Source organism: Janthinobacterium sp., from assembly GCF_009923995.1.
GTDB lineage: Bacteria > Pseudomonadota > Gammaproteobacteria > Burkholderiales > Burkholderiaceae_D > Janthinobacterium.
This window is the reverse complement of the sequence record NZ_RFSK01000042.1, coordinates 26,110-47,321: the sequence shown is the minus strand read 5'-3', so window position 1 is coordinate 47,321 and position 21,212 is coordinate 26,110. Positions and strand designations below refer to the sequence as shown.

Below are 21,212 nucleotides of genomic sequence, written 5' to 3'. Positions count from 1 at the left end.
GAGCCAGCATGACCATCATCGACATTCATCCGCACATCATTTCCGGCGACGAAGGCCGCTATCCGCCGGCACCCCTGTTCGGCAAGCGCTCGGACTGGTCGCAGGAGCGCCCCAGCACCGTCGAGGCGCTGATCGCCCAGATGGACGCGGCCGGCGTTGCCAAGGCGGCCGTCGTGCATTCGTCCACCACGTATGGCTTTGATAACAGCTATGTGGTGGAAGGCTGCGGCCAGTACCCGGGACGCCTCGCGGCCGTCGGCTCCGTCGACGTGCTGCAGGAAGACGCGCCGCAGCGCATCCGCGAGTGGCAGGCGCGCGGCCTGGCCGGCCTGCGTTTGTTTACGGGCGGTAGCACCAAGGAATTCGACCCCAGCGAACTGGACGATCCGCGCTCGTTTGCCGCGTGGGAACTGTGCGCCGAACTGGGCCTGACCATGTGCATCCAGACGGGGCCCGTCGGCCTGCCGCAGGTGACGGCGCTGGCCAAGCGCTTTCCCACGGTGCCCATCATCCTCGACCACCTGGGCCGTCCGGACGTGGCCGACGGCGCGCCATACGCCAGGGCGCACAGCCTGTTCGAGCTGGCCGCCTTGCCCAGCATTTACCTGAAGCTGACGCCGCGCATCTTCAACGACGTGAGCAGGGACAAGGCCAGCGCCGAGACCTTCTTCCCCCGCGTGGTGGAGGCCTTCGGCGCGTCGCGCATGGCCTGGGGTTCGAACTACCCGACCTCGCCGGGCAGCCTGGCCGCCATCCTGGCCACGGCGCAGGCGGGCCTGGCCTGCCTCGGCGACGCCGACCGGGCCTGGATCTTCGGCAAGACGGCGCAGCAACTGTATCCCAGCCTGGCGTAAGACCAGGCCAACGCCGGGCAAGCCGCCGCAGAGCGGCCCGGAAACTGCACACATTACCGAAAGAGAAAGATGGAGACAAGTAAGGCAAAAGGCGCAGGCGCCGTCAACCCCTGGGGCATCCTGCTGCTGCTGGCGCTGGGGCTGCTGATTTCCTTCGTGGACCGCACCAGCCTGTCGTCGGCGCTGGCCGACAAGAGTTTTGTCGCGGAATTCGCCCTCACCAGCGTCGAGCGGGGCTGGCTCAATTCCTCGTTCTTCTGGTCCTACGGCCTGTGCCAGCTGGGCATGGGCTGGGTGGTCGACCGCTACGGCGTGAAATGGCCGTACACCGTGTGCTTCACCCTGTGGTGCCTGGCCTCGGCCGCCACCGGCATGGTGACGACCCTGGGCGCGCTGATCCTCATGCGCCTGCTGGTGGGCGCGGCCGAAGCCGTGGTGATCCCCGCCAGCTACCGCTGGATGGGCAACAATTTCCGCGAAAGCCAGAAAGGCCTGGCCGTCGGCATCTTCGCCATGGGCGGCAAGTTCGGCCCGGCCATCGGCGCGCCCATCGCCGCCTGGATCATCGTCCACCATTCCTGGCAGCTGATGTTCGTCGCCACGGGCCTGGTGGGCTTGCTGTGGCTGGGGCCGTGGCTGCTGATGGTGAAGAACGATTTTCCCTCGAAGGCGGAACTGGTCACGCGCCGGCACACGGCCGCTTCCGTCACCTTCGGCAGCCTGCTGGCCAGCCCCGTGGTGTGGGGCGGCATGATCAACAACTTTTGCTACGGCTATTTCACTTTCTATTGCATGACCTGGATGCCGGCCTACCTGGTCGAGCAGCGCGGCCTGTCGCTGGAAAAGTCCGGCCTGTACACCTTCTTCAGCTTTGCCGGCATCGCCATCGTTGCCACCATCGCCGGCTGGGCGGCGGACCGCCTGATCGCGCGGGGCAGGGATGCGGTGCGGGTGCGCAAGAGCTTTGTCGTGGCCGGCTTCATCGGCGGCACGACGGTGCTGCTGGGGGCGTATGCGTCGACCTTGCAGATGGCGCTGTTCTGGAACGTGCTGTCGCTGTCGCTGCTGGGCCTGGTCACGGCCAACAACACCACGCTGTGCAAGCTGACCCTGATCCCCAAGCCGGCCATCGGCCTGAACACGGGCTTGCAGCAGGTGGCCACCAGCCTGGCCGGCGGCATCTCGGCCAGCCTGTCGGGCTGGCTGCTGCATGTCAGCGGCAGCTACACGGCGCCGATGCTGGCGATCTTCGTCTTCCTGCTGATCGGCGCCGGCAGTTCCGTCATCTTGCTGCAGCGCAAATGGGCGCCCAGGGTGGGCGAGCCGGCGGCGCAGCTAGCGCAGGAATCGCAGGACGCGCCTGCGCCGCTGCACGACGCGCTGGGCAAGGTCTGACGCGGCTGCCCCCTTCACACATCCCAACACCTATACGAGGAACACGATGGCAAAAATTGTATTCGGCATGGCGGTACCGCATAGCGGCATGCTGGGCCAGAAGCCGGAAGACTGGCTGACGAATGGCGAGCGCGACCGCAATAACCCGGAACTGTGGTTCCGCAACCGCACCTGGACCTATCCGGAACTGGAAGCGCACCGCGAGGCGGCGTTCGAGCCCTTCCTGACGCTGGAAGAGCGCGCGGAGCGGGCGGCACGCTGCCGCACGGCGCTCGACACCATGGCGGCGGCCTACCGCGAGGCGAAGATCGACGTGGCCATCATCCTGGGCAAGGACCAGAAGGAAATCTTTACGCAGTTTTCGCCCTCGATCGCCATCTACACGGGCGCCGAGGTGCATAACGGCCCGCCGCAGCGCGCCGTGTATGCGCCGGACCACCACGTGACGCACCCCTGCCACCCGGAACTGGCCGCCCATCTGGTCGACGCCTTCCAGCAAGAGGGCTTCGACCTGACCGACCTGTTCGCCTGGCCGGACAACGTGTGGATGAAGCCCTTGCCCGAGTATCCGGTGGCGCCGCACGCCTACAGCTTCGTCTACCACCAGATCATGCAGGACGAGGTGCCGCCGCACGTGCCCGTCATCATGAACTGCTTCTATCCGCCCACGCAGCCGTCGATGGCGCGCTGCATCGAATTTGGCCGCGTGCTGCGCGACGCCATCAACGCCTGGCCGGCCGACGTGCGGGTCGGCATCTTCGCCTCGGGCGGCCTGTCGCACTTCGTCAACGACGAAGAGTTCGACCACAAGGTCATGCGGATGCTGGGCGACTACGACTACGACGGCCTGGCCGCCATCCCCGACGGCTACTACCAGTCGGGCACTTCCGAAATCAAGCTGTATGTCAGCGTCATGAAAGCCATGCAGGACACGGGGGCCGCCATGACCCTGGTCGACTACGTGCCGTGCTGGCGCACGCCGGCCGGCACGGGCGAGGGCATGGGCTTCATGTACTGGGACAGCAAGCAGTAATCATCCACTTCAGACCACGAGGAACAACATGAGCAAGCACCGCCTGAACGGCATCATCCGCGCCTGGGAACAGGGCAAGCCCGCTTTCACCGCCTTTTCCAAGATCGACCGCCAGTCGGCCATCGACATGAGCGAAGCGCCGTATGACGGCATCGTCTTTGAAATGGAGCACAACCCCTACGATGTGGCCGCGCTGGGCGATGCGCTGCAGTACATGCTCAACCGCAAGCAGATCGCGGCGGCCGGCTCCGTGGCGCCGGGCGTCACGCCGTTGGCGCGCATACCCGCCAACGGCGTCGAGATGAACCAGTCCTTCGCCAAGCAGGTGCTGGACCGCGGCGTGTACGGCGTCATCACGCCGCACGTGGCCACCGTCGAGCAAGCCTGGAACGCCGTCGCCTCGTGCCGCTATGCGCGGCCGAAGCACGCGCCGCTGTACGAGCCGCGCGGCGTGCGCGGCGACGGCCCGGCCAATGCGGCCCGCTACTGGGGCTTGAGCCAGCAGGAATACTATGCCAAGGCCGACGTCTGGCCGCTGGCGCCGCACGGCGAGCTGCTTGCCGGGCTGATGATCGAAAGCACGCAGGCTATCGGGAACCTGGACGATATCCTGGCCAACGTGCCGGGCGTGGGCTTCGTGCTGATCGGCGAGGGCGACCTGTCGCAGGAACTGGGCCTGGCGCGCCAGTACGAGCATCCGGAAGTGCTGGCGGCCATGGCGCAGATCGTCGCCACCTGCCACAAGCACCAGGTCAAGGTGGGCAATCCCCACGTCACGGGCAGCAATTACGAGCGCCTGCTGCAGGAAGGCTACGGCTTTCTCATGTCGGCGCCGCAGCGCAGCTACGGCGTCATCGGCAAGGCGCGCGAGATGGCGGGGTACTGACATGAACGGCGCTGAAAGCCTGGTGCAGACCCTCACCGAACAGGGGGTCGATATCTGTTTCGCCAATCCGGGCACTTCCGAGATGCATTTTTTGAAGGCGCTGGAAAACCCCCGCATGCGCAGCGTGCTGTGCCTGTTCGAGGGCGTCTGCACGGGCGCCGCCGACGGCTACTACCGCATGAAGGACACGCCCGCGTCGACCCTGCTGCACCTGGGGCCGGGCCTGGCGAACGGCCTGGCCAACATCCACAACGCCAAGCGGGCCTCGTCGGGCATGCTCAACATCGTCGGCGAGCATTCGGCGGCCCACCTGCAATACGATCCGCCGCTGATGTCCGACATCGAGGGCCTGGCGCGCCCCCTCAGCCACTGGGTGCGCCGCGTGGAATCGGCCGGCAGCGTGGCCTGGGACGTGGCCAGCGCCGTGGCGAAGGCCAGCGAGCAGCCGGGCCGGATCGCCACCCTGATCCTGCCTGGCGACGCCTCGTGGCAGCAGGCGGGCGCGCCGCGCGTGCCGGCTCAGGCGCTGCCGCGCGCCGACAGCCTGGCCAGGCTGCCCGATACGGCGCGCATCGAGCACGTGGCCAGGGTGCTGCGCTCGGGCGAACCGGCCCTGGTGATCCTGGCGGGCCGCGCCACGCGCGGACGCGCGCTGGCGCTGGCGGGCAAGCTGAAGGCGGCCACGGGCTGCCGCCTGGCCACGCAGTTCTTCACCTCGCGCATCGAGCGCGGGGCGGGGCGGGTCACGCTGGAGCGCATTCCATATGCGGTCGGCCCGGCCGTCGACTACCTGAAGGGCTTCAAGCACATCATCACGGTGGACACGACGGAGCCGATCGCCTTCTTCAGCTATCCCGACAAGCCCAGCCTGCTCAAGGCGCCCGGCACCAGCGTGCATGCGCTGGTCGAGAGCGGCGAAAGCTGCGAGGCGGGGCTGGAAATGCTGGTCCACGCGCTGGGCGCCACGCACACGCCGGCCGCCATCCAGCCGCGCGCCGAGGCGGTGGCCCCCAGCGGCGCGCTGACGCCGGCCAGCATCGCCCAGGCGCTGGCGGCCGCCTTGCCGGAAAACTGCATCCTCGTCGATGAATCGCTGACGACGGGGCGCGAAACCATGGGCCTGACGGTGGGCGCCGCGCCGCATGACCTGATCAACAACATGGGCGGCTCCATCGGCTACGGCACGCCGATGGCGACGGGCGCCGCGCTGGCCTGTCCCGAACGCCGCGTGTTCTGCATGGTGGGCGACGGCAGCGCCATGTACACCATCCAGTCGCTGTGGACGCAGGCGCGCGAAGGCCTGGATATCACCACCATCATCTTCGCCAACAACAGCTACGCCATCCTGAAGGCCGAATACGCCAACATGGGCGCCGGCGCGCCGGGGCCGCAGGCGCTGGCCATGATCGACATCGACCGTCCGCGCATCGACTGGCAAGCCATGGCGAAAAGCATGGGCGTGCCCAGCGTGGCCGTCGACACGGCCGAAGGCTTCCACCGGGCCATGCTGGACCTGGCGCGCGAGCCGGGTCCCTCGCTGATCGAAGTGCGTTTGTAACCCTCTTGAAAGGAAACACCATGAGTCACGACTATAGCGGCGTGCCGACGCTGCGCATCAACCTGTCCGAGTATCCCGTCACGCGCGCGCTGCGCGACGGCCGCGTCATTTCCGCGCTGTTCCAGCTCGATTTCTGCGGCCCCACGCCCGCGCACAACGGCTTCAAGGCGATGGTGCGCGAAAACGCCTTCGACGCGGGCGAACTGGCCATCGTCACCTTCCTGCAGGCCAGGGCCTACGGCAAGCCCTACGTGATGCTGCCGGCGCCCGTCTCGGGCCGCTTCCAGCACCATTGCGCCGGCTTCAACAGCGATTTCGGCCACCTGGCGCCGAAGGATATCGAAGGCAAGCGCGTCGGCGTGCGCACCTATACGCAGACGACGGCGCTGTGGATACGCGGCATCCTGCGCCACGAATACGGCGTCGACCTGGACAAGGTGACGTGGATGACCCTGGGCGACGGCCACCTGGCCGAGTACAGCGACCCGGCCAACTGCGAGCGCCTGCCGAAGGGCGCATCGATTCCCGACATGATGATGCACGGCGAACTGGCGGCCGCGCTGCTGGGCGAGGACATGCCGAAGGACCCCCGCGTGCGCACCCTGGTGCCCGATGCCCAGGCGGCCGCAAAGGACTGGTTCGCGCGCGAAAACGTGGTGCCGATCAACCACATGTTCGTCGTGCATGAGGAGCTGTCGCGCCAGCGGCCCGACATCGTGCGCGAACTGTACCGCATGCTGGCCGAGAGCCGCGCCCTGGCCGAAGGCGTGCCGGCCGTCTTCCCGCCGCTGGGACTGGAAGCGAACCGCAAGGGCCTGCAGCTGGCCATCGACTGGTCGCTCGACCAGAAGATCATCCCGCACCGCCTGGAAGTCGATGCGCTGTTCGACGACGTGACGCGCGCGCTCGGGTGAAGCGTGTCCAAAAGTGCCAGTGAATCTGTCTTTTGTGCAGAGACGCCGGCCGGCGCGTCCCATATTCTAGCCATGCAGGACCAGCCCACCCGCCCACAGAGGCGGCGGGCGCCGGTGCAGTAGCCAAAACTATAAGAACGATCAAGGAGACACGATGAAACAGCACGCAGGAAGCAGTACCTCCGCAGCACCGCGCCACGCGCTCACGATACTCGCCGCCATGCTGGTGGCCATCGGCGCGCCGGCCGGCGCGGCCGACCTCAATCCCGGCGGCGAGTGGCAAATCCGCTGGGACAATACCATCAAATACAGCGCCGGCTACCGCATCGATGCGCCCTCGGACGCCCTGATCAGCGGCGCCGCGAAGGTGAACAACGACGATGGCGATCGCAATTTCAGCAAGGGCCTGATCTCGAACCGCGCCGACCTGCTGTCCGAGTTCGACGTGCAGAAGGACGGCTTCGGCCTGCGCCTGAGCGCCGCCGCCTGGTATGACACGGTCTACAACAGCGGCACCTCGAACACTTCGAAGGCGACCAGCAACAATGTGTCGGCTCCCTACAACGCATTTTCCCCCGACACGCGGCGCATCGGCGGGCGCAATGCGGAAATGCTCGACTGGTTCGTCTTCGGCAGGAACCAGCTGGGCGACGCCACCTTGTCCTACCGCCTGGGCCAGCACTCGCTGATCTGGGGCACCACCCTGTTCTTCGGCATGAACGGCATCGCCAAGGGCATGGCGCCCATCGACCTGTACAAGCTGTCGATTCCCGGCGCGCAGGCGAAGGAAACCACCATCCCCGTGCCGCAACTGTCGAGCACCTTGCAACTGAGCAACGACACCAGCGTGGAAGCGTATGTGCAGTTCAAGTACCGGCCCACGCGTCTGCATCCGGCCGGCAGCTACCTGAGCGCGACCGACATGCTGGGCGACGGCGCCGAATCGATGTATGCGGGTCCCTTGAAACTCAAGTATGCGGGCCAGGTGAAGGGCGACCTGCCGAACAACTTCGGCCTGGCCTTGAATACGCGCAGCGAGCTGCTCGACGCCGACATCGGTCTGTATGCGATCCGCTACAACGATACCTCGCTGCAGATCGTCACGCAGGCGGCCAGCCAGCGCTACTTCCTGGCCGTGCCCAACAAGGTGCGCGCCTTTGGCGCCAGCCTCTCGCGCCTGGTCGGCAGCGCCAACCTGGGCCTGGAAGCGTCGATGCGCTACGGCCAGCCGCTGGTGGCCCGCTCGGGCACGGTGACCTTGCCGGCGGGCGCGGGCAGCAGCTGGCTTGACGACAACACGCCTTACCCCACGGGCCGTACGGCGCACCTGAACCTGTCGGGCACCATGATAGGCGGCGCTTCCAGCCTGTGGGACGGCTCCAGCCTGGTGGGTGAACTGTCGGCCAACCACCTCAACAGCATCGAGCGCAACGCGGCCAAGGTCGATACCACGCTCAACAAGACCAGCTATGGCGGGCGCGTGGTGTTTACGCCCACCTGGTACCAGGTGGCGCCGGGCCTGGACCTGAGCGTGCCGCTGAACCTGGGCTGGTCGTTCAAGGGCCGCTCCGTGATCGACACGGCGTTTCCGTTTTCCGGCAGCCCCGACCACGGCGGCGAACTCATCGTCGGCGTGACGGGCGTGTACCTGACCAAGTGGACGGGCAACCTGTCGTTCATCAATTACCGGGGCAAGGCCACGTCGCAGGCGCTGCTGGACCGCGATTACTTCCGCTTCAGCCTGCAAACCAGCTTCTAAAAAAATACCAAGGAGACAATCAATCATGAAAGCGTCCATCATGCATACCGCCAGCCTCGTGCTGGCCCTGGGCCTGGCCAGCGCCGGCGACGCCGCCGCGCAAGCGGGCGCCAGCCTGAAATCGGGCGCGCTCACGCCCTACGGCGCCGAACGGGGCGCCAGCAAGGATGGCAGCATTCCCGCCTGGGACGGCAAGCCCGTCGCCATGACGGTGGGGGCCGACAACAAGCGCGCCGACCCCTACGCGGCGGAAAAGCCGCTGCTGTCGATCACGGCCGCGAATGCCGCCCAGCATGCGGAAAAGCTCACGGACGGCACGCGGGCGCTGCTGGCCAAGTGGCCGGCCATGCGCATCGATGTCTATCCCAGCCACCGTAGCGCCGTGTTCGCGCCGGCCGTCTACGACGCCGTGGCGCAGAACGCCGCGCGCGCCAGGCTGGCCAATGGCGGCTTGACGGTGGAGGGCGCATATGGCGGCATTCCGTTCCCCGTGCCGAAGAATGGCCACGAAGCCTTGTGGAACCACATGCTCAGCTACCGTGGCCAGCTGACCAGCTTTACGGCCGACAAATACGTGATGACGGCCAGTGGCGACCGCGTGCTGACCAACCGCCAGCGCACCAGCCTGGCCTATCCGTATTACGACCCGAAGGGCAAGCCGGAAGCGTTCAGCGGCGAGTGGGCGCGCGCGCGCCTCGACATCACGGAGCCGCCCGCCAACTCTGGCCAGGCCATGATGACCATCGACTATGTCGACAATTACAGCAAGCCGAAGGATGGCTGGCAGTATGTGCCGGGCCAGCGCCGCGTGCGCAAGTCGCCTTCGCTGGTGTATGACACGCCGGACGCCTCGGCCGCCGGCCTGGCCAATTTCGACGACGTCAACCTGTTCATCGGCGCGCAGGACCGCTACCAGGTGCAACTGCTGGGCAAGAAGGAAATCTACATTCCGTACAACAACAACGGCCTGTTCCGCAAACCCGTCAACGCCGTCATCGGCAAGGGCACGCTGAATCCGGACGCCGTGCGCTGGGAACTGCACCGCGTGTGGGTGCTGGAAGCCACCCTGGCGTCCGGCAAGCGCAACGTGGCCGCCAAGCGCCGCCTGTACCTGGACGAGGACACGTGGCAAGCCGTGCTGGCCGACACCTGGGATGCGCAGGGCAAGTTGTGGAAGACGGGCCAGGCCTACACCCTGCTGGCCGGCGACGAGCCGTCCGCCAGCACCCTCAGCTACACCTGGCACGACCTGCTGTCGGGCGGCTGGGTGTATGCGGCGGCCATCAATGAAACGGGCGGCGTGTCCTACCAGGATTTCGACAGCAAGCAGCTGAGCCGCTTCACGTCGGGCGCGCTGGCCAGCGGAGGCGTGCGTTGAGCAGCAAGTCCTGCCTGTGCGCCGGCATGCTGGCGCTGCTGGCCGCTGCCGTCCCGCTGGTCCAGGCCGCCGGCGCCTTGCCGGCCGCGCTGCAGCGGCCCGCCCTGGCGGTGGCCCGGCCGACGGCGGCCCATCTGCTGGCCATCGCGCGGGCCGGCGAGCGCCTGGTGGCCGTCGGCGAGCGGGGCCTGGTCATCTACACGGACGATGCGGGCCGCCACTGGACGCAAGCGAAAGTGCCCGTCAGCGTCAGCCTGACGGCCGTGCGCTTTGCGAATGGCAGGGAGGGCTGGGCGGTGGGCAATATGGGCGCCGTGCTGCGCACGACGGATGGCGGCGCCAGCTGGACGCGCGTGTTCGACGGCCTGCGCGCCGCCGCGCTGGCCGAAGAGGCGGCGCGGCAGGCGTGGGACGCCGTCAAGCCCGACCCGGCGCAAGCCGAACACCCCTTGAACCTGCTGCTGCAGGATGCGCAGCGCTTCGTCGACGAAGGCGCCGACAAGCCCTTCCTCGACATCGGCCTGCGCGCCGACGGCAGCGTGCTGGTGGTGGGCGCCTACGGCCTGGCCTTTTCCAGCAGCGACGGTGGCGCCAGCTGGCAGGCGCAGATGCGCCACCTGCCGAATCCGGAAGGCGGCACGTATTACGGCATCGCCGAACGCCAGCATGAGCAGTTCCTGTTCGGCGAGCAGGGCTTGCTGCTGCGCGCGGCGGGGCAGGGCATGCCGGACGCGGCGGCGTTTGCCGCGCAGGCCTCGCCCGCGAAAGGCAGCCTGTTCGGCGCGCTGCCCCTGCAAGGCGGCGCCCTGGTGCTGTTCGGCCTGCGCGGCAAGGTGCTGCGCAGCGCCCGGCCCGGCGCGCCGTGGCAGGAAGTGGCCACGCCCGTCGACGCCTCGCTGCTGGCGGGCCTGCAATTGCCCGATGACACCGTGCTGCTGCTGGGCGCCGCCGGGCAGGTGGTGGCCAGCCGCGACCAGGGCCAGACCTTCGCCGCGTTGCCCATGAACACCCGCTTTCCCTTCACGGGCGCGGCCCTGGCGCCCGATGGCGGCCTGCTGATCACCGGCACGCGCGGCCTGCTGCGCCTGTCCCCGGCCGAGCTGTCCCGCGCGCTGGCGCCACAGGGCGCCCGCGCCAGTTTCACGAAAACCGCACAACCATGAACGCCATGCATCCCGATACCGTAGCAACGCACGCCGAACGCAATACTCCCTTCGACCCGCGGTCCGGCAGCCGCCTGGAGCGCTTCGTCTTCGGCCACCGCCGCTGGCTGCTGGCGCTGTGCCTGCTGATCACCGTGCTGCTGGGCTGGCAGGCGGCCCGCATCGTGCCCAATGCCAGTTTCGACGGCATGCTGCCGATGAATCACCCGTACCTGCAGAATTACCAGGCCGAGCGGCAAAAACTCGTGTCGCAGGCCAACAGCCTGCGCATCGTCGTCGAGCAGCAGGGCAGCGGCGGCATCCTCGACGCGGGCTACCTGGAAACCTTGCGCCACGTGAATGACGACGTCTTCCTGCTCGATGGCGTCGTGCGCGGCCAGCTCAAGTCGCTGTGGACGCCGTCCACGCGCTGGACAGCCGTGACGGAACGGGGCTACGAAGGCGGCACCGTGATCCCCGACGACTACGACGGCTCGCCCGCCGCCTTGCAGCGCGTGCGCCTGAATATCGAGCGCTCGGGCGAAGTGGGGCAGCTGGTGGCGCGCGATTTCCAGTCCAGCGCGCTGATCGTGCCGCTGGCCGAGCGCGACGAGGCGGGCCATGAACTCGATTACGCGGCCCTGTCGCGGCAGCTGGAAAGCCTGCGCGCCAGGTACGCGGGCCAGCATGTGGCGCTGCACATCACGGGCTTTGCCAAGGTGGCGGGCGACCTGCTGGACGGCCTGCGCCAGGTGGCGCTGTTCTTCGCCCTGGCCGCGCTGATCGTCACGGTGGTCGTGTTCTGGTACACGCGCTGCCTGCGCAGCACCTTGCTGGTGGTGGCCTGTTCGCTGGTGGCCGTCGTTTGGCAGCTGGGCATGCTGCCGCTGCTGGGCTTTACCCTGGACCCGTACGCGGTGCTGGTGCCGTTTCTCGTGTTTGCCATCGGCATGAGCCACGGCGCGCAAAAGATGAACGGCATCATGCAGGACATCGGCCGCGGCATGCCGCGCCTGGTGGCGGCGCGCTTTACCTTCCGCCGCCTGTTCATGGCCGGCTTCACGGCGCTGGCCTGCGACGCCGTGGGCTTCGCCGTGCTGATGATGCTCGACATCCATTCCATCCGCCGCCTGGCCATCACGGCCAGCCTGGGCGTGGCCATCCTGGTGCTGACCAACCTGATTTTGCTGCCGGTGCTGCTCAGCTACACGGGCGTCAGTCCCCGCGCCGCGCGCCGCGCCGCCCTGGCCGACAGCCAGGACGCTGGCGGCCGCACCTTGTGGACTTTCCTGTGCAAGTTCACGGGCCGGCGCTGGGCCATCGCCACCATCGGGGCGGCAGTCTTGCTGGGCGGCTATGGCTTGCATGCCAGCCGCGCACTGCAGGTTGGCGACCTGGACGCGGGCGCGCCCGAGCTGCGGCCGCAGTCGCGCTATAACCTCGACAACGCCTACCTGACGCGCCATTACAGCACCAGCAGCGATGTGCTGGTGGTGATGGTGCGCACGCCCGTGCAGGGCGCCATGCGGCACGCCGTGCTGGCGAAGGTGGACGAACTGGAATGGCGCTTGCGCCAGGTCGAGGGCGTGGAAACGACGCAGTCGCTGGCTTCGCTGGCGCGCCAGACGGCCGTGGGCATGAACGAAGGCAATCCGCGCTGGTACGAGCTGCAGCCGAACCAGGCGGCGCTGAACACGGCCAGTTCGCGCGCGCCGCGCAGCCTGGTCGATGCCGGCTTTTCCCTGCTGCAACTGCAGGTGTACCTGAGCGACCACAAGGCGGCCACCCTGCGCCGCGTCAGCGCGGAGGTGGCGGCCTTCGCCAGGGACAACGACAGCGCCGATGCGCAATTCCTGCTGGCGGCCGGCAATGCGGGCTTCGAGGCGGCGACGAATGCCGTGGTGGAAAAGGCCAACCATGAAATGCTGCTGCTCGTGTATGCGGCCGTCGTGGCGCTGGCGTATTTCACCTTCCGTTCCTGGCGCGCCGTGGCCTGCGCCATCATCCCCCTAGCGCTCACCTCGGTGCTGGCCGAAGCCTTGATGGTGTGGCTGGGCATCGGCCTGAAAGTGGCCACCTTGCCCGTCACGGCGCTGGGCGTGGGCATCGGCGTCGACTACGCGCTGTACGTGCTGAGCATCATGCTGGCGCAGATGCGCCTGGGTCTGCCGCTGGCGCAGGCGTATCACCGCGCGCTGCTGCTGACGGGCAAGGTCGTGATGCTGACGGGCGTGACCCTGGCCCTGGGCGTGGCCACCTGGGCCTTCTCGCCCATCAAGTTCCAGGCCGACATGGGCATCTTGCTGGCCTTCATGTTCATCGTCAACATGGTTGGGGCCCTCGTGCTGCTGCCCGCGCTGGCCAGCTTCCTGCTCAAACCGCAGGCTGCCGTGCCGGCACGTAATGATGCGCTGCACGATGTTTGTCACACAGCAACTACGTATAGTGGGGCACGAAAATAGTGCGCCTAAGCAATACCGTGAATTTAACAACTACTATAAAGGAGCACTTCATGGATCGTCGAAAAGTCCTGCGCCTGTTCGGCTCGGCCGCACTGGCCAGCCAGTTGCCGTTTGCCGCCCTGGCCCGGGCACAGGGCACCGCCGGCGCAGCGGTGAAAAAGAAGGGCGTGATGCTGATGAACCGCATCGCCCCCTCCGTTTCCCAGCTGTTTATCGCCAGGCTGGACGGCACGAACGAGCGCAAGCTGCTGGGCGACACGGCCTTCGAATACAACGCCAGCCTGTCGCCGAATGGCGAGTGGCTGCTGTTTACCTCCGAGCGGCGCGGCGACGGCCAGTCCGACGTCTACCGGGCGCGTCCGGACGGCAGCGCCATCACGCCCGTGGTGGCCAGCGATTCCGTCGATGACGCGGCCGTGCTGTCGCCGGACGGCCGCACGCTGGCCTTCGTGTCCACGCGCAATGGCTACCGCGCGAATATCTGGCTGCAGGACATGGCGACGGGCCAGCTGCGCCAGCTGACGGGCATCGGCGCGGTGCAGGGCAAGGCGGGCAAGCCCGACTGCTATTTCCGCCCGGCCTGGTCGGCGGACGGCCAGTGGCTCGCCTTTTCCAGCGACCGCGACACGGAATGGACGGGCCACGACCAGGGCCACGGCTGGGAGCATACGCAGGAACTGAGCATCTATATCATCCGTCCCGACGGCAGCGGCTTCCGCCGGGTGGCCACGCGTCCCGGCTATTGCCTCGGTTCGCCGAAATGGTCGCCGGACGGCAAGCGCATCGTCTTCTATGAAATGACGGTGGAAGCGACCTGGGGCGCGCGGCGGCCGAACTACATCGGCAAGGCGTATTCGCAGATCGTGTCCGTCGACGTGGCCAGCGGCGCGCGCCAGGAACACACGACGGGCACCGACCTGAAGCTGCAGCCGCAGTACCTGGGCGATGGCGAGATCGCCTACCTGATCAAGTACGGGCCGAACGAGGGCCTGGCGTACACCTCGCAGCGCGCGCCCGTGAAGCAGGCCTTCATCCGTTCGCCCAGCTGGACGGCCGACGGCCAGTCCGTCATCTACGAAAAAGTGGCCTTCAAGCCCGTGCGCCCGCTGCTCAAACCCCTGTTCAGCTGGGACAAGGACTGGGATTACCGCCATGTCGACGTGTATCCGCTCATGTCGCGCGACGGCTGGGTGGTGTTTACGGACAAGCAGCTGGGCAACAGTTCCATTTACGTCATGCGTCCGGACGGCAGCGAGAAGCGCAAGGTCTTCGAGTCGCAGGGCAATGGCTTGAACGAGGCGAAGGTGCGCATGGGCCTGGCCGGCGCCTTCCAGCCGTGCTGGTCGCCCGATGGCGAGTGGATCGCCTTCGGCCTCGGCTACTGGTTCGCCGAGCGCAGCACCATGACGGCGGCCCTGTGGCGCGTGCGCCGCGACGGCACGGGCGCCGAGCAATTGACGGACGGCAGCCTGCACTCGGGCTTCCCCAGCTATTCGGCCGATGGCAAGGCGCTGGCCTACCGCGTCTTCAGCGCGCAGGAAAAGGGCATCCGCGTGCTGGACCTGGCCACGCGCAAGTCGCGCGTGCTGACGACGGCGCTCGACAACATGCCGGGCTGGTCGCCGGACGGCCAGCGCATCGTGTTCACGCGCCGCGACGACACGGGCAACTACGACGTCTACACCATCCGCCCGGACGGCACGGGCCTGTACCGCTGCACCGACCACGAGTCGAGCGACGGCCATGCCGTGTGGAGCGCCGACGGCCGCATTTTGTGGAGCGGCTCGCAGCACGGCTTCCGCGACGAGGCGGCCTTGTACGAGCAGACGTTCCAGCAGTACGGCCAGATCTACGTGATGAACGCGGACGGCAGCGACAAGCGCATCCTGACGGACAGCAAGTGGGAAGACTCCATGCCGCTGTACCTGCCGCAGGGCTGAGCCGTGCCAGCGGAGAAGCGGGCGGGCGCGGCGCGCGGCCAGGCGGCGCGGGCGGCGGAAAACCCCTGGGCCATCCTGGCATTGCTGGCACTGGGGCTGATGATCGCCTTTGTCGACCGCACCAGCCTGTCGTCGGCGCTGGCGGACCCCGGCTTCGTGCGCGAGTTCGCGCTGACGAACGTGGAGCGGGGCTGGCTCGCCTCGGCCTTCTTCTGGTCCTACGGCCTGGTGCAGCTGCCCATGGGCTGGATGGTGGATCGCTATGGCGTCAAGCGGCCGTACGCCATCTGCTTCGTGCTGTGGTGCCTGGCCGCCGCCGCCACGGGGCTGGTGACGACCCTGTCGGCGCTGATCCTCATGCGCCTGCTGATCGGCGTGACGGAAGCGGTGGTGGTGCCCGCCACCTACCGCTACCTGGCCAACAACTTCGATGAAACGAACAAGGGCACGGCGCTGGGCATCTTTTCCATCGGCGGCAAGATGGGCCCGGCGCTGGGCGCGCCGCTGGCGGCGTGGATGATCGTCACGTATTCCTGGCAATGGATGTTCATCGTCACGGGGCTGGCTGGACTGCTGTGGCTGGCGCCCTGGCTGCGCCTCGTGCGCGACGATTTCCCCACGCCGGGGCAGCTGGCCGCGGCGGGCCGACGCGCCGCTTCCGTGCCGCTGTCGAACCTGCTGGCCAGTCCCGTCGTGTGGGGCGGCCTGATCAACAACTTCTGCTATGGCTATTTCACCTTCTATTGCATGAGCTGGATGCCCGCCTACCTGGTGGAGCAGCGGGGCCTGTCCATGAAACAGTCGGGCCTGTACACCTTCTTCAGCTTTGCCGGCATCGCGCTCACCGCCGCCGTCGCCGGCTGGGCGGCCGACCGCATCATCGCGCGCGGGCACGATGCCGTGCTGGTGCGCAAGTGCTTCGTCGTCGCCGGCTTCATCGGCGGCACCACCGTGCTGCTGGGGGCGTATGCGCCCAGCCTGCCGCTGGCGCTGTTCTGGAACGTGCTGTCGCTGTCCCTGCTGGGGCTGGCCACGGCGAACAACCTGGCCCTGTGCAAGCTGACCCTGATCCCCACGCAGGCCGTGGGCCTGAACACGGGCTTGCAGCAGGTGGCGACCAGCCTGGCGGGCGGCGTCTCGGCCAGCCTGTCGGGCTGGCTGCTGCACCTGGGCGGCAGCTACGAGCTGCCCATGCTGGCCATCTTCGGCTTCCTGCTGACGGGGGCGACCAGCACCGTGGTGCTGATGCGGCGCAAATGGGCGCCCCGCGCCAACGACCTGGCGCCCGAAGCGGCGGCGCCAGCCATGCCTTTACCCGGAACCCACTGACATGACACTCTTTAATTCGCCGGGCATCGCCCGGCGCCTGCACCTAGTGGCCGGCGTCCTGTCGCTGGCCTTCGCCGGCGTGGCCCTGTTTGCCTGGCTGACCCTGAACCACGTGACGGCCGTGGCGCAGCGCACGGCCAGCGTGCGCGTGCCGCAATTGCAGCGCGTCTCGGCCACGGAGCTGGAAGTGACGCGCGTGCTGCTGCTGTTGCGCCACGCCGTACTGGCGCGCAATGCGTCGGAATTGCAGCGCGCGCTGGCGGGCATCGCGGAAAAACGCGGCCAGGTGACGCAGACCATGGCCGACTACCAGCGCGCGCTGTTGACGGATGCGGATCGCGCGCGCTACGCCACGGTGCCGCCCTTGCTCGACACCTTCTGGGCCGTGGCCGCGCAGGACGTGGCGCTGATCGAACAGGGACAGGCGGCCGAGGCGTTCGCCTTTTTGGTCGACAAGACGGTGCCGGCCCGCACGCAATTGCTGGCGGCCCTGCGCGACGCCGTCAAGGCGCAAGAGGGCGCGTTGCGGGGCGAACTGGGCGAAGTGGTGGACGAGGCGCGCCGCACCCTGCTCGTGCTGCTGACGCTGGCCGCCGGCGCCATCGGCGGGCTGGGCTTGCTGTCCTGGCACGTGGCCAGCGTGCTGGGACGCCGCGTGGCCGTCTCGCGCGCCGTGGCCGAGCGCGTGCGCGACGGCGACCTGACGGTGGCCGTGCTGGACGACGCGCGCGATGAATTTTCTCCCCTGCTGGCGGCCCTGCGCGACATGCAGCAGGCGCTGGGGCGCGTGGTGGGCGAGGTGCGCGGCAATTCGCAGGCCGTGGCCTGCGCCAGCGCGCGCATCGCGCAGGGCAGCCTGGCCCTCAGCGAGCGCACGGAACAGCAGGCCAGCGCGCTGCAGCAGACGGCCGCGAGCATGGAACAGCTGGGCGCCACCGTGCGCCACAACGCCGACCACGCGCAGCAGGCCCGGCAGATGGCGCAGGGCGCGTCCAGCGTGGCCGAGCGCGGCGGCGCGCTGGTGGGGCAGGTGGTGCAGACCATGCACGGCATCCAGGGCAGTTCCGTCAAGATCGCCGAAGCCATCGCCGTGATCGACGGCATCGCCTTCCAGACCTACATCCTGGCGCTGAATGCGGCCGTGGAAGCGGCGCGCGCGGGCGAGCAGGGACGGGGCTTTGCCGTCGTCGCGGGCGAGGTGCGCAGCCTGGCGCAGCGCAGCGCGGCGGCCGCCAGCGACATCAAGATCCTCATCAGCGGCAGCGTGGCGCAGGCGGGGGAGGGCGCGGCCCTGGTGGGCGAGGCGGGCGCCACCATGCAGGAAATCGTGCAATCGATCCGCCGCGTGGCGGACATCGTCGCCGAAATCAGCGCGGCCAGCGCGCAGCAGGCCGGCAGCGTGGGCGAAGTAGGGCAGGCGGTGGCGCAGATGGACCGCACGACGCAGCAAAACGCCGCGCTGGTGGAAGAAAGCGCGTCCGCCGCTGCAGAATTGAAGCGGCAGGCGGCGCAGCTGGTGCAGGCCGTGGCCGTCTTCCGCCAGGCGTCGCCGGCCAGCCACGCAGCCGGGCATTCCTTGCTCATTCCCTTTTAATACTGGAGCTTTCATGATCTTGCCTTGTTGCTATCGATTGCTGGCCCGCTGCGCGCGTGCCCTGGCCCTGCTGCTGCTCTTGCTGATGCTGCCCGCCGCGCACGCCGAACTCGTGTACGTCGGCTCGCAGGGCCGGCAGATCCAGGCGCTGCGCTTCGACCCCGCCAGCGGCCAGCTGGACCTGATCGGCCCCGTGGCCGGGGGCTTGCGGCCCACCTGGACCTTGGCGCACCCGCAACTGCCCATCCTCTACGTCGTCGATGACGACAGCGGCAAGGAAGGCACGGTCAGCGCCTTTGCCGTGGAGCGCGCCAGCGGCGCCTTGCGCAAGCTGAACGAGGCGCCCACGGGCGGTAACGGCGCCACCCACCTGTGGCTGGACGTGCCGTCGCACACCCTGTTCGCCGCCAATTTCGCCGGCGGCTCCACAGCCAGCATCGCCGTGCTGCCGGATGGCAGCCTGGGGCCGCTGGTGTCCACCTTGCAAGGCCACGGTTCCGGCCCGCACCGTCGCCAGGCCAGCGCGCACGCGCATGCCAGCGCCATCGCCCCCGGCGGCCACCACCTGCTGGTGCCGGACCTGGGCGCCGACCGCGTCTTCGTGTATGGCTACGACGCCGCCACGCGGGTGCTGTCGCCGGGGCAGGGCTTCAGCGCGCCGCCCGGCAGCGGCCCGCGCCACCTGGTGGCTGGCGCGGACGGGCGCTTCGTCTACCTGCTCAATGAATTGAGCGCCGACGTCATGGCGCTGGGCTGGGACGCGGACGGGGGGCGCTTGTCGCTGCTGCAGACGGTGGCCATCAGCAGCGCCGGGTTCACCGGCACGAAGAGCGGCGCGGAAATCGCGCGCTCGGCCGACGGCCGCTTCCTGTACGTCGCCAACCGGGGCGAGCACGCGCTGCTCGTGTATGGCGTCGATGCGGCCTCGGGCCAGCTGGCCCTGCTGCAGCGCATCGGCTCGGGCGGCGAGACGCCGTGGAGCTTCGCCCTGCACGCATCGGGCAGATGGCTGCTGGTGGCCAACCAGCGCAGCGGCGGCGTGCACGTCTTCGGCGTCGATACGGCCAGCGGCAGGCTGTCGGACGCCGGCATTTCGGTGGCCGTGGCCACGCCCGTCAACCTCAGTTTCATGCCCTGAGAGCCTTTCGATTTTATTTCACTGAAAGAAAATATGTCTGTTTCGACTGATTTACTCATCGGCGCCCGCCAGGTTGCCGGGACCAACGGCGCCATCCACGCCACCAATCCCGCCACGGGCGCCATCCTGGCCCCCGCTTTTGGCGGTGCCACGCTGGAGCAGCTGGAGCAGGCGTGCGCGCTGGCGTGGCAAGGCTTCGACGCCTACCGGGACACCACGCTGGAAGAGCGGGCCGCTTTCCTGGAACAGATCGCCGCCAATATCCTGGCCATCGGCGATGCGCTGATCGAGCGCTGCATGGCGGAAAGCGGCCTGCCGCGCGCCCGCCTGGAAGGCGAACGGGGCCGCACGGTGGGCCAGCTGCGCCTGTTCGCGGCCGTCGTGCGCGCCGGCGATTTTCTGGACCTGCGCATCGACCCGGCCCAGCCGGTGCGCCAGCCGCTGCCGCGCGTGGACTTGCGCATGCGCCAGATCCCGCTCGGCCCCGTCGCCGTGTTTGGCGCCAGCAACTTCCCGCTCGCGTTTTCCGTCGCCGGCGGCGATACGGCGTCGGCGCTGGCGGCCGGCTGTCCCGTCATCGTCAAGGCCCATTCCGCGCACCCGGGCACGTCGGCCCTGGTGGGCCGGGCGCTCCAGCAGGCCGTGTTCGACTGCGGCTTGCCGGAAGGTACGTTCTCGCTGCTGTTCGACAGCGGCCGCCAGGTAGGGCAGGGCCTGGTCAGCGATCATCGCATCAAGGCCGTGGGCTTCACGGGTTCGCGCAGCGGCGGCACGGCCCTGATGCGGCTGGCGGCGGCGCGGCAGGAACCGATCCCCGTGTATGCGGAAATGAGCAGCATCAACCCGGTGCTGCTGTTCCCGCATGCGCTGGCGGCCCGTGCCGAGGCCATCGGCAAGGCCTTCGCCACGGCCCTGACCCTGGGCGCGGGCCAGTTCTGCACCAATCCCGGCCTCATCCTGGCTGTCGACGGGCCGGACCTGGAGCGCTTCCTCGGCGCCGCCGTGGCCGCCCTGTCCGACGCGCCGGCCGCCACCATGCTCACGCCCGGCATCCACGGCAGCTATGCGGTGTCCGTGGCGGCCCTGGCGGGGCATGCAGACGTGCGCGTCGAGGCGCGCGGCCAGGCAGGCGGCGCCTGCCAATGCCAGGCGGCCCTGTTTTCCACCACGGCCGAAGCGTTTCAACGCGATCCGGCCCTGCGGGAAGAGGTCTTTGGCGCGGCGGCGCTGCTCGTGCGCTGTCCCGACCTGGCCACCATGCACGCCATCGTCGAAGCGCTGGAAGGGCAGCTGACGGCGGCCCTGCATATCGACGGGGGCGACCATGCAGCCGCGGCGGCGCTGCTGCCGGCGCTGGAGCGGCGCGTGGGACGCATCCTCGTCAACGGCTTCGGCACGGGCGTGGAAGTGGGGCACGCCATGGTGCATGGAGGGCCGTTCCCGTCGACCTCGGACAGCCGCAGCACCTCGGTGGGCAGCTGCGCCATCGCGCGCTTCCTGCGCCCCGTCAGCTACCAGGACATGCCGGACGCGCTGCTGCCGGCCGCCTTGCAGGCGGACAATCCGCTGGGCCTGGCCCGTCGCCTGGATGGTAGCTTGCAGCTTGCCACCTAGAATCGTCTCCTTGCACGCCGCCGGCAGCATATTCTTGCCAGACAGGCAATTCGGTGAGGGGCGCCGGGTCCCGCTGCCGATGGCGGCCACGTGCAGGGACGGGCGCGGCGCGGCACTGCGGCGGCCTGCCTGGAAAGCATGAATTAAATTTCATCTGGCGGCGAAGGGGGTTTTAGCCCCTGCGGCCTATTCTGGACACCAGTTCAGAACGAGGCC

Annotated in this window: 15 protein-coding genes; all 15 read left to right on the top strand. The window is 68.4% G+C overall.

The genetic code is table 11. The features are described from left to right. Nucleotides 1-8 precede the first annotated feature (8 nt). Entirely contained in the window at nucleotides 9-854 is an 846-nt protein-coding gene (locus tag EBS11_RS19420) for an amidohydrolase family protein (protein WP_290605478.1), read from the top strand. A gap of 69 nt (nucleotides 855-923) precedes the next feature. After that, a complete protein-coding gene (locus tag EBS11_RS19415) occupies nucleotides 924-2,249 on the top strand; it encodes an MFS transporter (protein WP_290605474.1) in 1,326 nt (441 codons plus the stop codon). Nucleotides 2,250-2,295: 46 nt separating this feature from the next. Further along, nucleotides 2,296-3,282, top strand: a complete 987-nt coding sequence (locus tag EBS11_RS19410) for a protocatechuate 3,4-dioxygenase (RefSeq protein ID WP_290605472.1) — start codon at nucleotides 2,296-2,298, stop codon at nucleotides 3,280-3,282. Nucleotides 3,283-3,310: 28 nt separating this feature from the next. After that, nucleotides 3,311-4,168 (top strand): aldolase/citrate lyase family protein, encoded by an 858-nt coding sequence (locus EBS11_RS19405; protein ID WP_290605470.1) that lies wholly within the window; start codon nucleotides 3,311-3,313, stop codon nucleotides 4,166-4,168. Nucleotide 4,169: 1 nt separating this feature from the next. Then, complete coding sequence (locus tag EBS11_RS19400; protein ID WP_290605468.1) at nucleotides 4,170-5,726, top strand: acetolactate synthase large subunit; 1,557 nt, start codon at nucleotides 4,170-4,172, stop codon at nucleotides 5,724-5,726. A 20-nt stretch (nucleotides 5,727-5,746) separates the two neighbouring features. Then, a complete protein-coding gene (locus tag EBS11_RS19395) occupies nucleotides 5,747-6,640 on the top strand; it encodes a phosphate ABC transporter substrate-binding protein (RefSeq protein ID WP_290605466.1) in 894 nt (297 codons plus the stop codon). 154 nt (nucleotides 6,641-6,794) lie between these two features. After that, nucleotides 6,795-8,399 (top strand): DUF1302 family protein, encoded by a 1,605-nt coding sequence (locus tag EBS11_RS19390; RefSeq protein WP_290605464.1) that lies wholly within the window; start codon nucleotides 6,795-6,797, stop codon nucleotides 8,397-8,399. A 25-nt stretch (nucleotides 8,400-8,424) separates the two neighbouring features. Beyond that, nucleotides 8,425-9,777, top strand: a complete 1,353-nt coding sequence (locus EBS11_RS19385; RefSeq protein ID WP_290605463.1) for a DUF1329 domain-containing protein — start codon at nucleotides 8,425-8,427, stop codon at nucleotides 9,775-9,777. Next, complete coding sequence (locus EBS11_RS19380) at nucleotides 9,774-10,940, top strand: YCF48-related protein (RefSeq protein WP_290605462.1); 1,167 nt, start codon at nucleotides 9,774-9,776, stop codon at nucleotides 10,938-10,940. Before EBS11_RS19385 ends, EBS11_RS19380 begins: the two co-directional genes overlap by 4 nt. A 5-nt stretch (nucleotides 10,941-10,945) precedes the next feature. Beyond that, complete coding sequence (locus EBS11_RS19375) at nucleotides 10,946-13,381, top strand: MMPL family transporter (protein WP_290605460.1); 2,436 nt, start codon at nucleotides 10,946-10,948, stop codon at nucleotides 13,379-13,381. Nucleotides 13,382-13,431: 50 nt separating this feature from the next. Continuing rightward, nucleotides 13,432-15,321: a hypothetical protein gene (locus EBS11_RS19370; protein ID WP_290605458.1), complete on the top strand. Its 1,890-nt coding sequence runs from the start codon at nucleotides 13,432-13,434 to the stop codon at nucleotides 15,319-15,321. Nucleotides 15,322-15,393: 72 nt separating this feature from the next. After that, nucleotides 15,394-16,650: an MFS transporter gene (locus tag EBS11_RS19365; protein WP_365955770.1), complete on the top strand. Its 1,257-nt coding sequence runs from the start codon at nucleotides 15,394-15,396 to the stop codon at nucleotides 16,648-16,650. A gap of 1 nt (nucleotide 16,651) precedes the next feature. Beyond that, on the top strand, nucleotides 16,652-18,244 hold the full coding sequence (locus EBS11_RS19360) for a methyl-accepting chemotaxis protein (RefSeq protein ID WP_290605454.1): 1,593 nt from the start codon (nucleotides 16,652-16,654) through the stop codon (nucleotides 18,242-18,244). A 13-nt stretch (nucleotides 18,245-18,257) separates the two neighbouring features. Further along, complete coding sequence (locus EBS11_RS19355; RefSeq protein WP_290605453.1) at nucleotides 18,258-19,382, top strand: lactonase family protein; 1,125 nt, start codon at nucleotides 18,258-18,260, stop codon at nucleotides 19,380-19,382. 33 nt (nucleotides 19,383-19,415) lie between these two features. Further along, nucleotides 19,416-20,996 (top strand): aldehyde dehydrogenase (NADP(+)), encoded by a 1,581-nt coding sequence (locus EBS11_RS19350; RefSeq protein ID WP_290605451.1) that lies wholly within the window; start codon nucleotides 19,416-19,418, stop codon nucleotides 20,994-20,996. The last annotated feature ends 216 nt before the right edge of the window (nucleotides 20,997-21,212 follow it).

Bases quoted from the DNA above. Each gene is read 5' to 3' on its own strand.
- EBS11_RS19420 (WP_290605478.1), top strand. From the start codon at position 9: ATGACCATCATCGACATTCATCCGCACATCATTTCCGGCGACGAAGGC.
- EBS11_RS19415 (WP_290605474.1), top strand. From the start codon at position 924: ATGGAGACAAGTAAGGCAAAAGGCGCAGGCGCCGTCAACCCCTGGGGC.
- EBS11_RS19410 (WP_290605472.1), top strand. From the start codon at position 2,296: ATGGCAAAAATTGTATTCGGCATGGCGGTACCGCATAGCGGCATGCTG.
- EBS11_RS19405 (WP_290605470.1), top strand. From the start codon at position 3,311: ATGAGCAAGCACCGCCTGAACGGCATCATCCGCGCCTGGGAACAGGGC.
- EBS11_RS19400 (WP_290605468.1), top strand. From the start codon at position 4,170: ATGAACGGCGCTGAAAGCCTGGTGCAGACCCTCACCGAACAGGGGGTC.
- EBS11_RS19395 (WP_290605466.1), top strand. From the start codon at position 5,747: ATGAGTCACGACTATAGCGGCGTGCCGACGCTGCGCATCAACCTGTCC.
- EBS11_RS19390 (WP_290605464.1), top strand. From the start codon at position 6,795: ATGAAACAGCACGCAGGAAGCAGTACCTCCGCAGCACCGCGCCACGCG.
- EBS11_RS19385 (WP_290605463.1), top strand. From the start codon at position 8,425: ATGAAAGCGTCCATCATGCATACCGCCAGCCTCGTGCTGGCCCTGGGC.
- EBS11_RS19375 (WP_290605460.1), top strand. From the start codon at position 10,946: ATGCATCCCGATACCGTAGCAACGCACGCCGAACGCAATACTCCCTTC.
- EBS11_RS19370 (WP_290605458.1), top strand. From the start codon at position 13,432: ATGGATCGTCGAAAAGTCCTGCGCCTGTTCGGCTCGGCCGCACTGGCC.
- EBS11_RS19360 (WP_290605454.1), top strand. From the start codon at position 16,652: ATGACACTCTTTAATTCGCCGGGCATCGCCCGGCGCCTGCACCTAGTG.
- EBS11_RS19355 (WP_290605453.1), top strand. From the start codon at position 18,258: ATGATCTTGCCTTGTTGCTATCGATTGCTGGCCCGCTGCGCGCGTGCC.
- EBS11_RS19350 (WP_290605451.1), top strand. From the start codon at position 19,416: ATGTCTGTTTCGACTGATTTACTCATCGGCGCCCGCCAGGTTGCCGGG.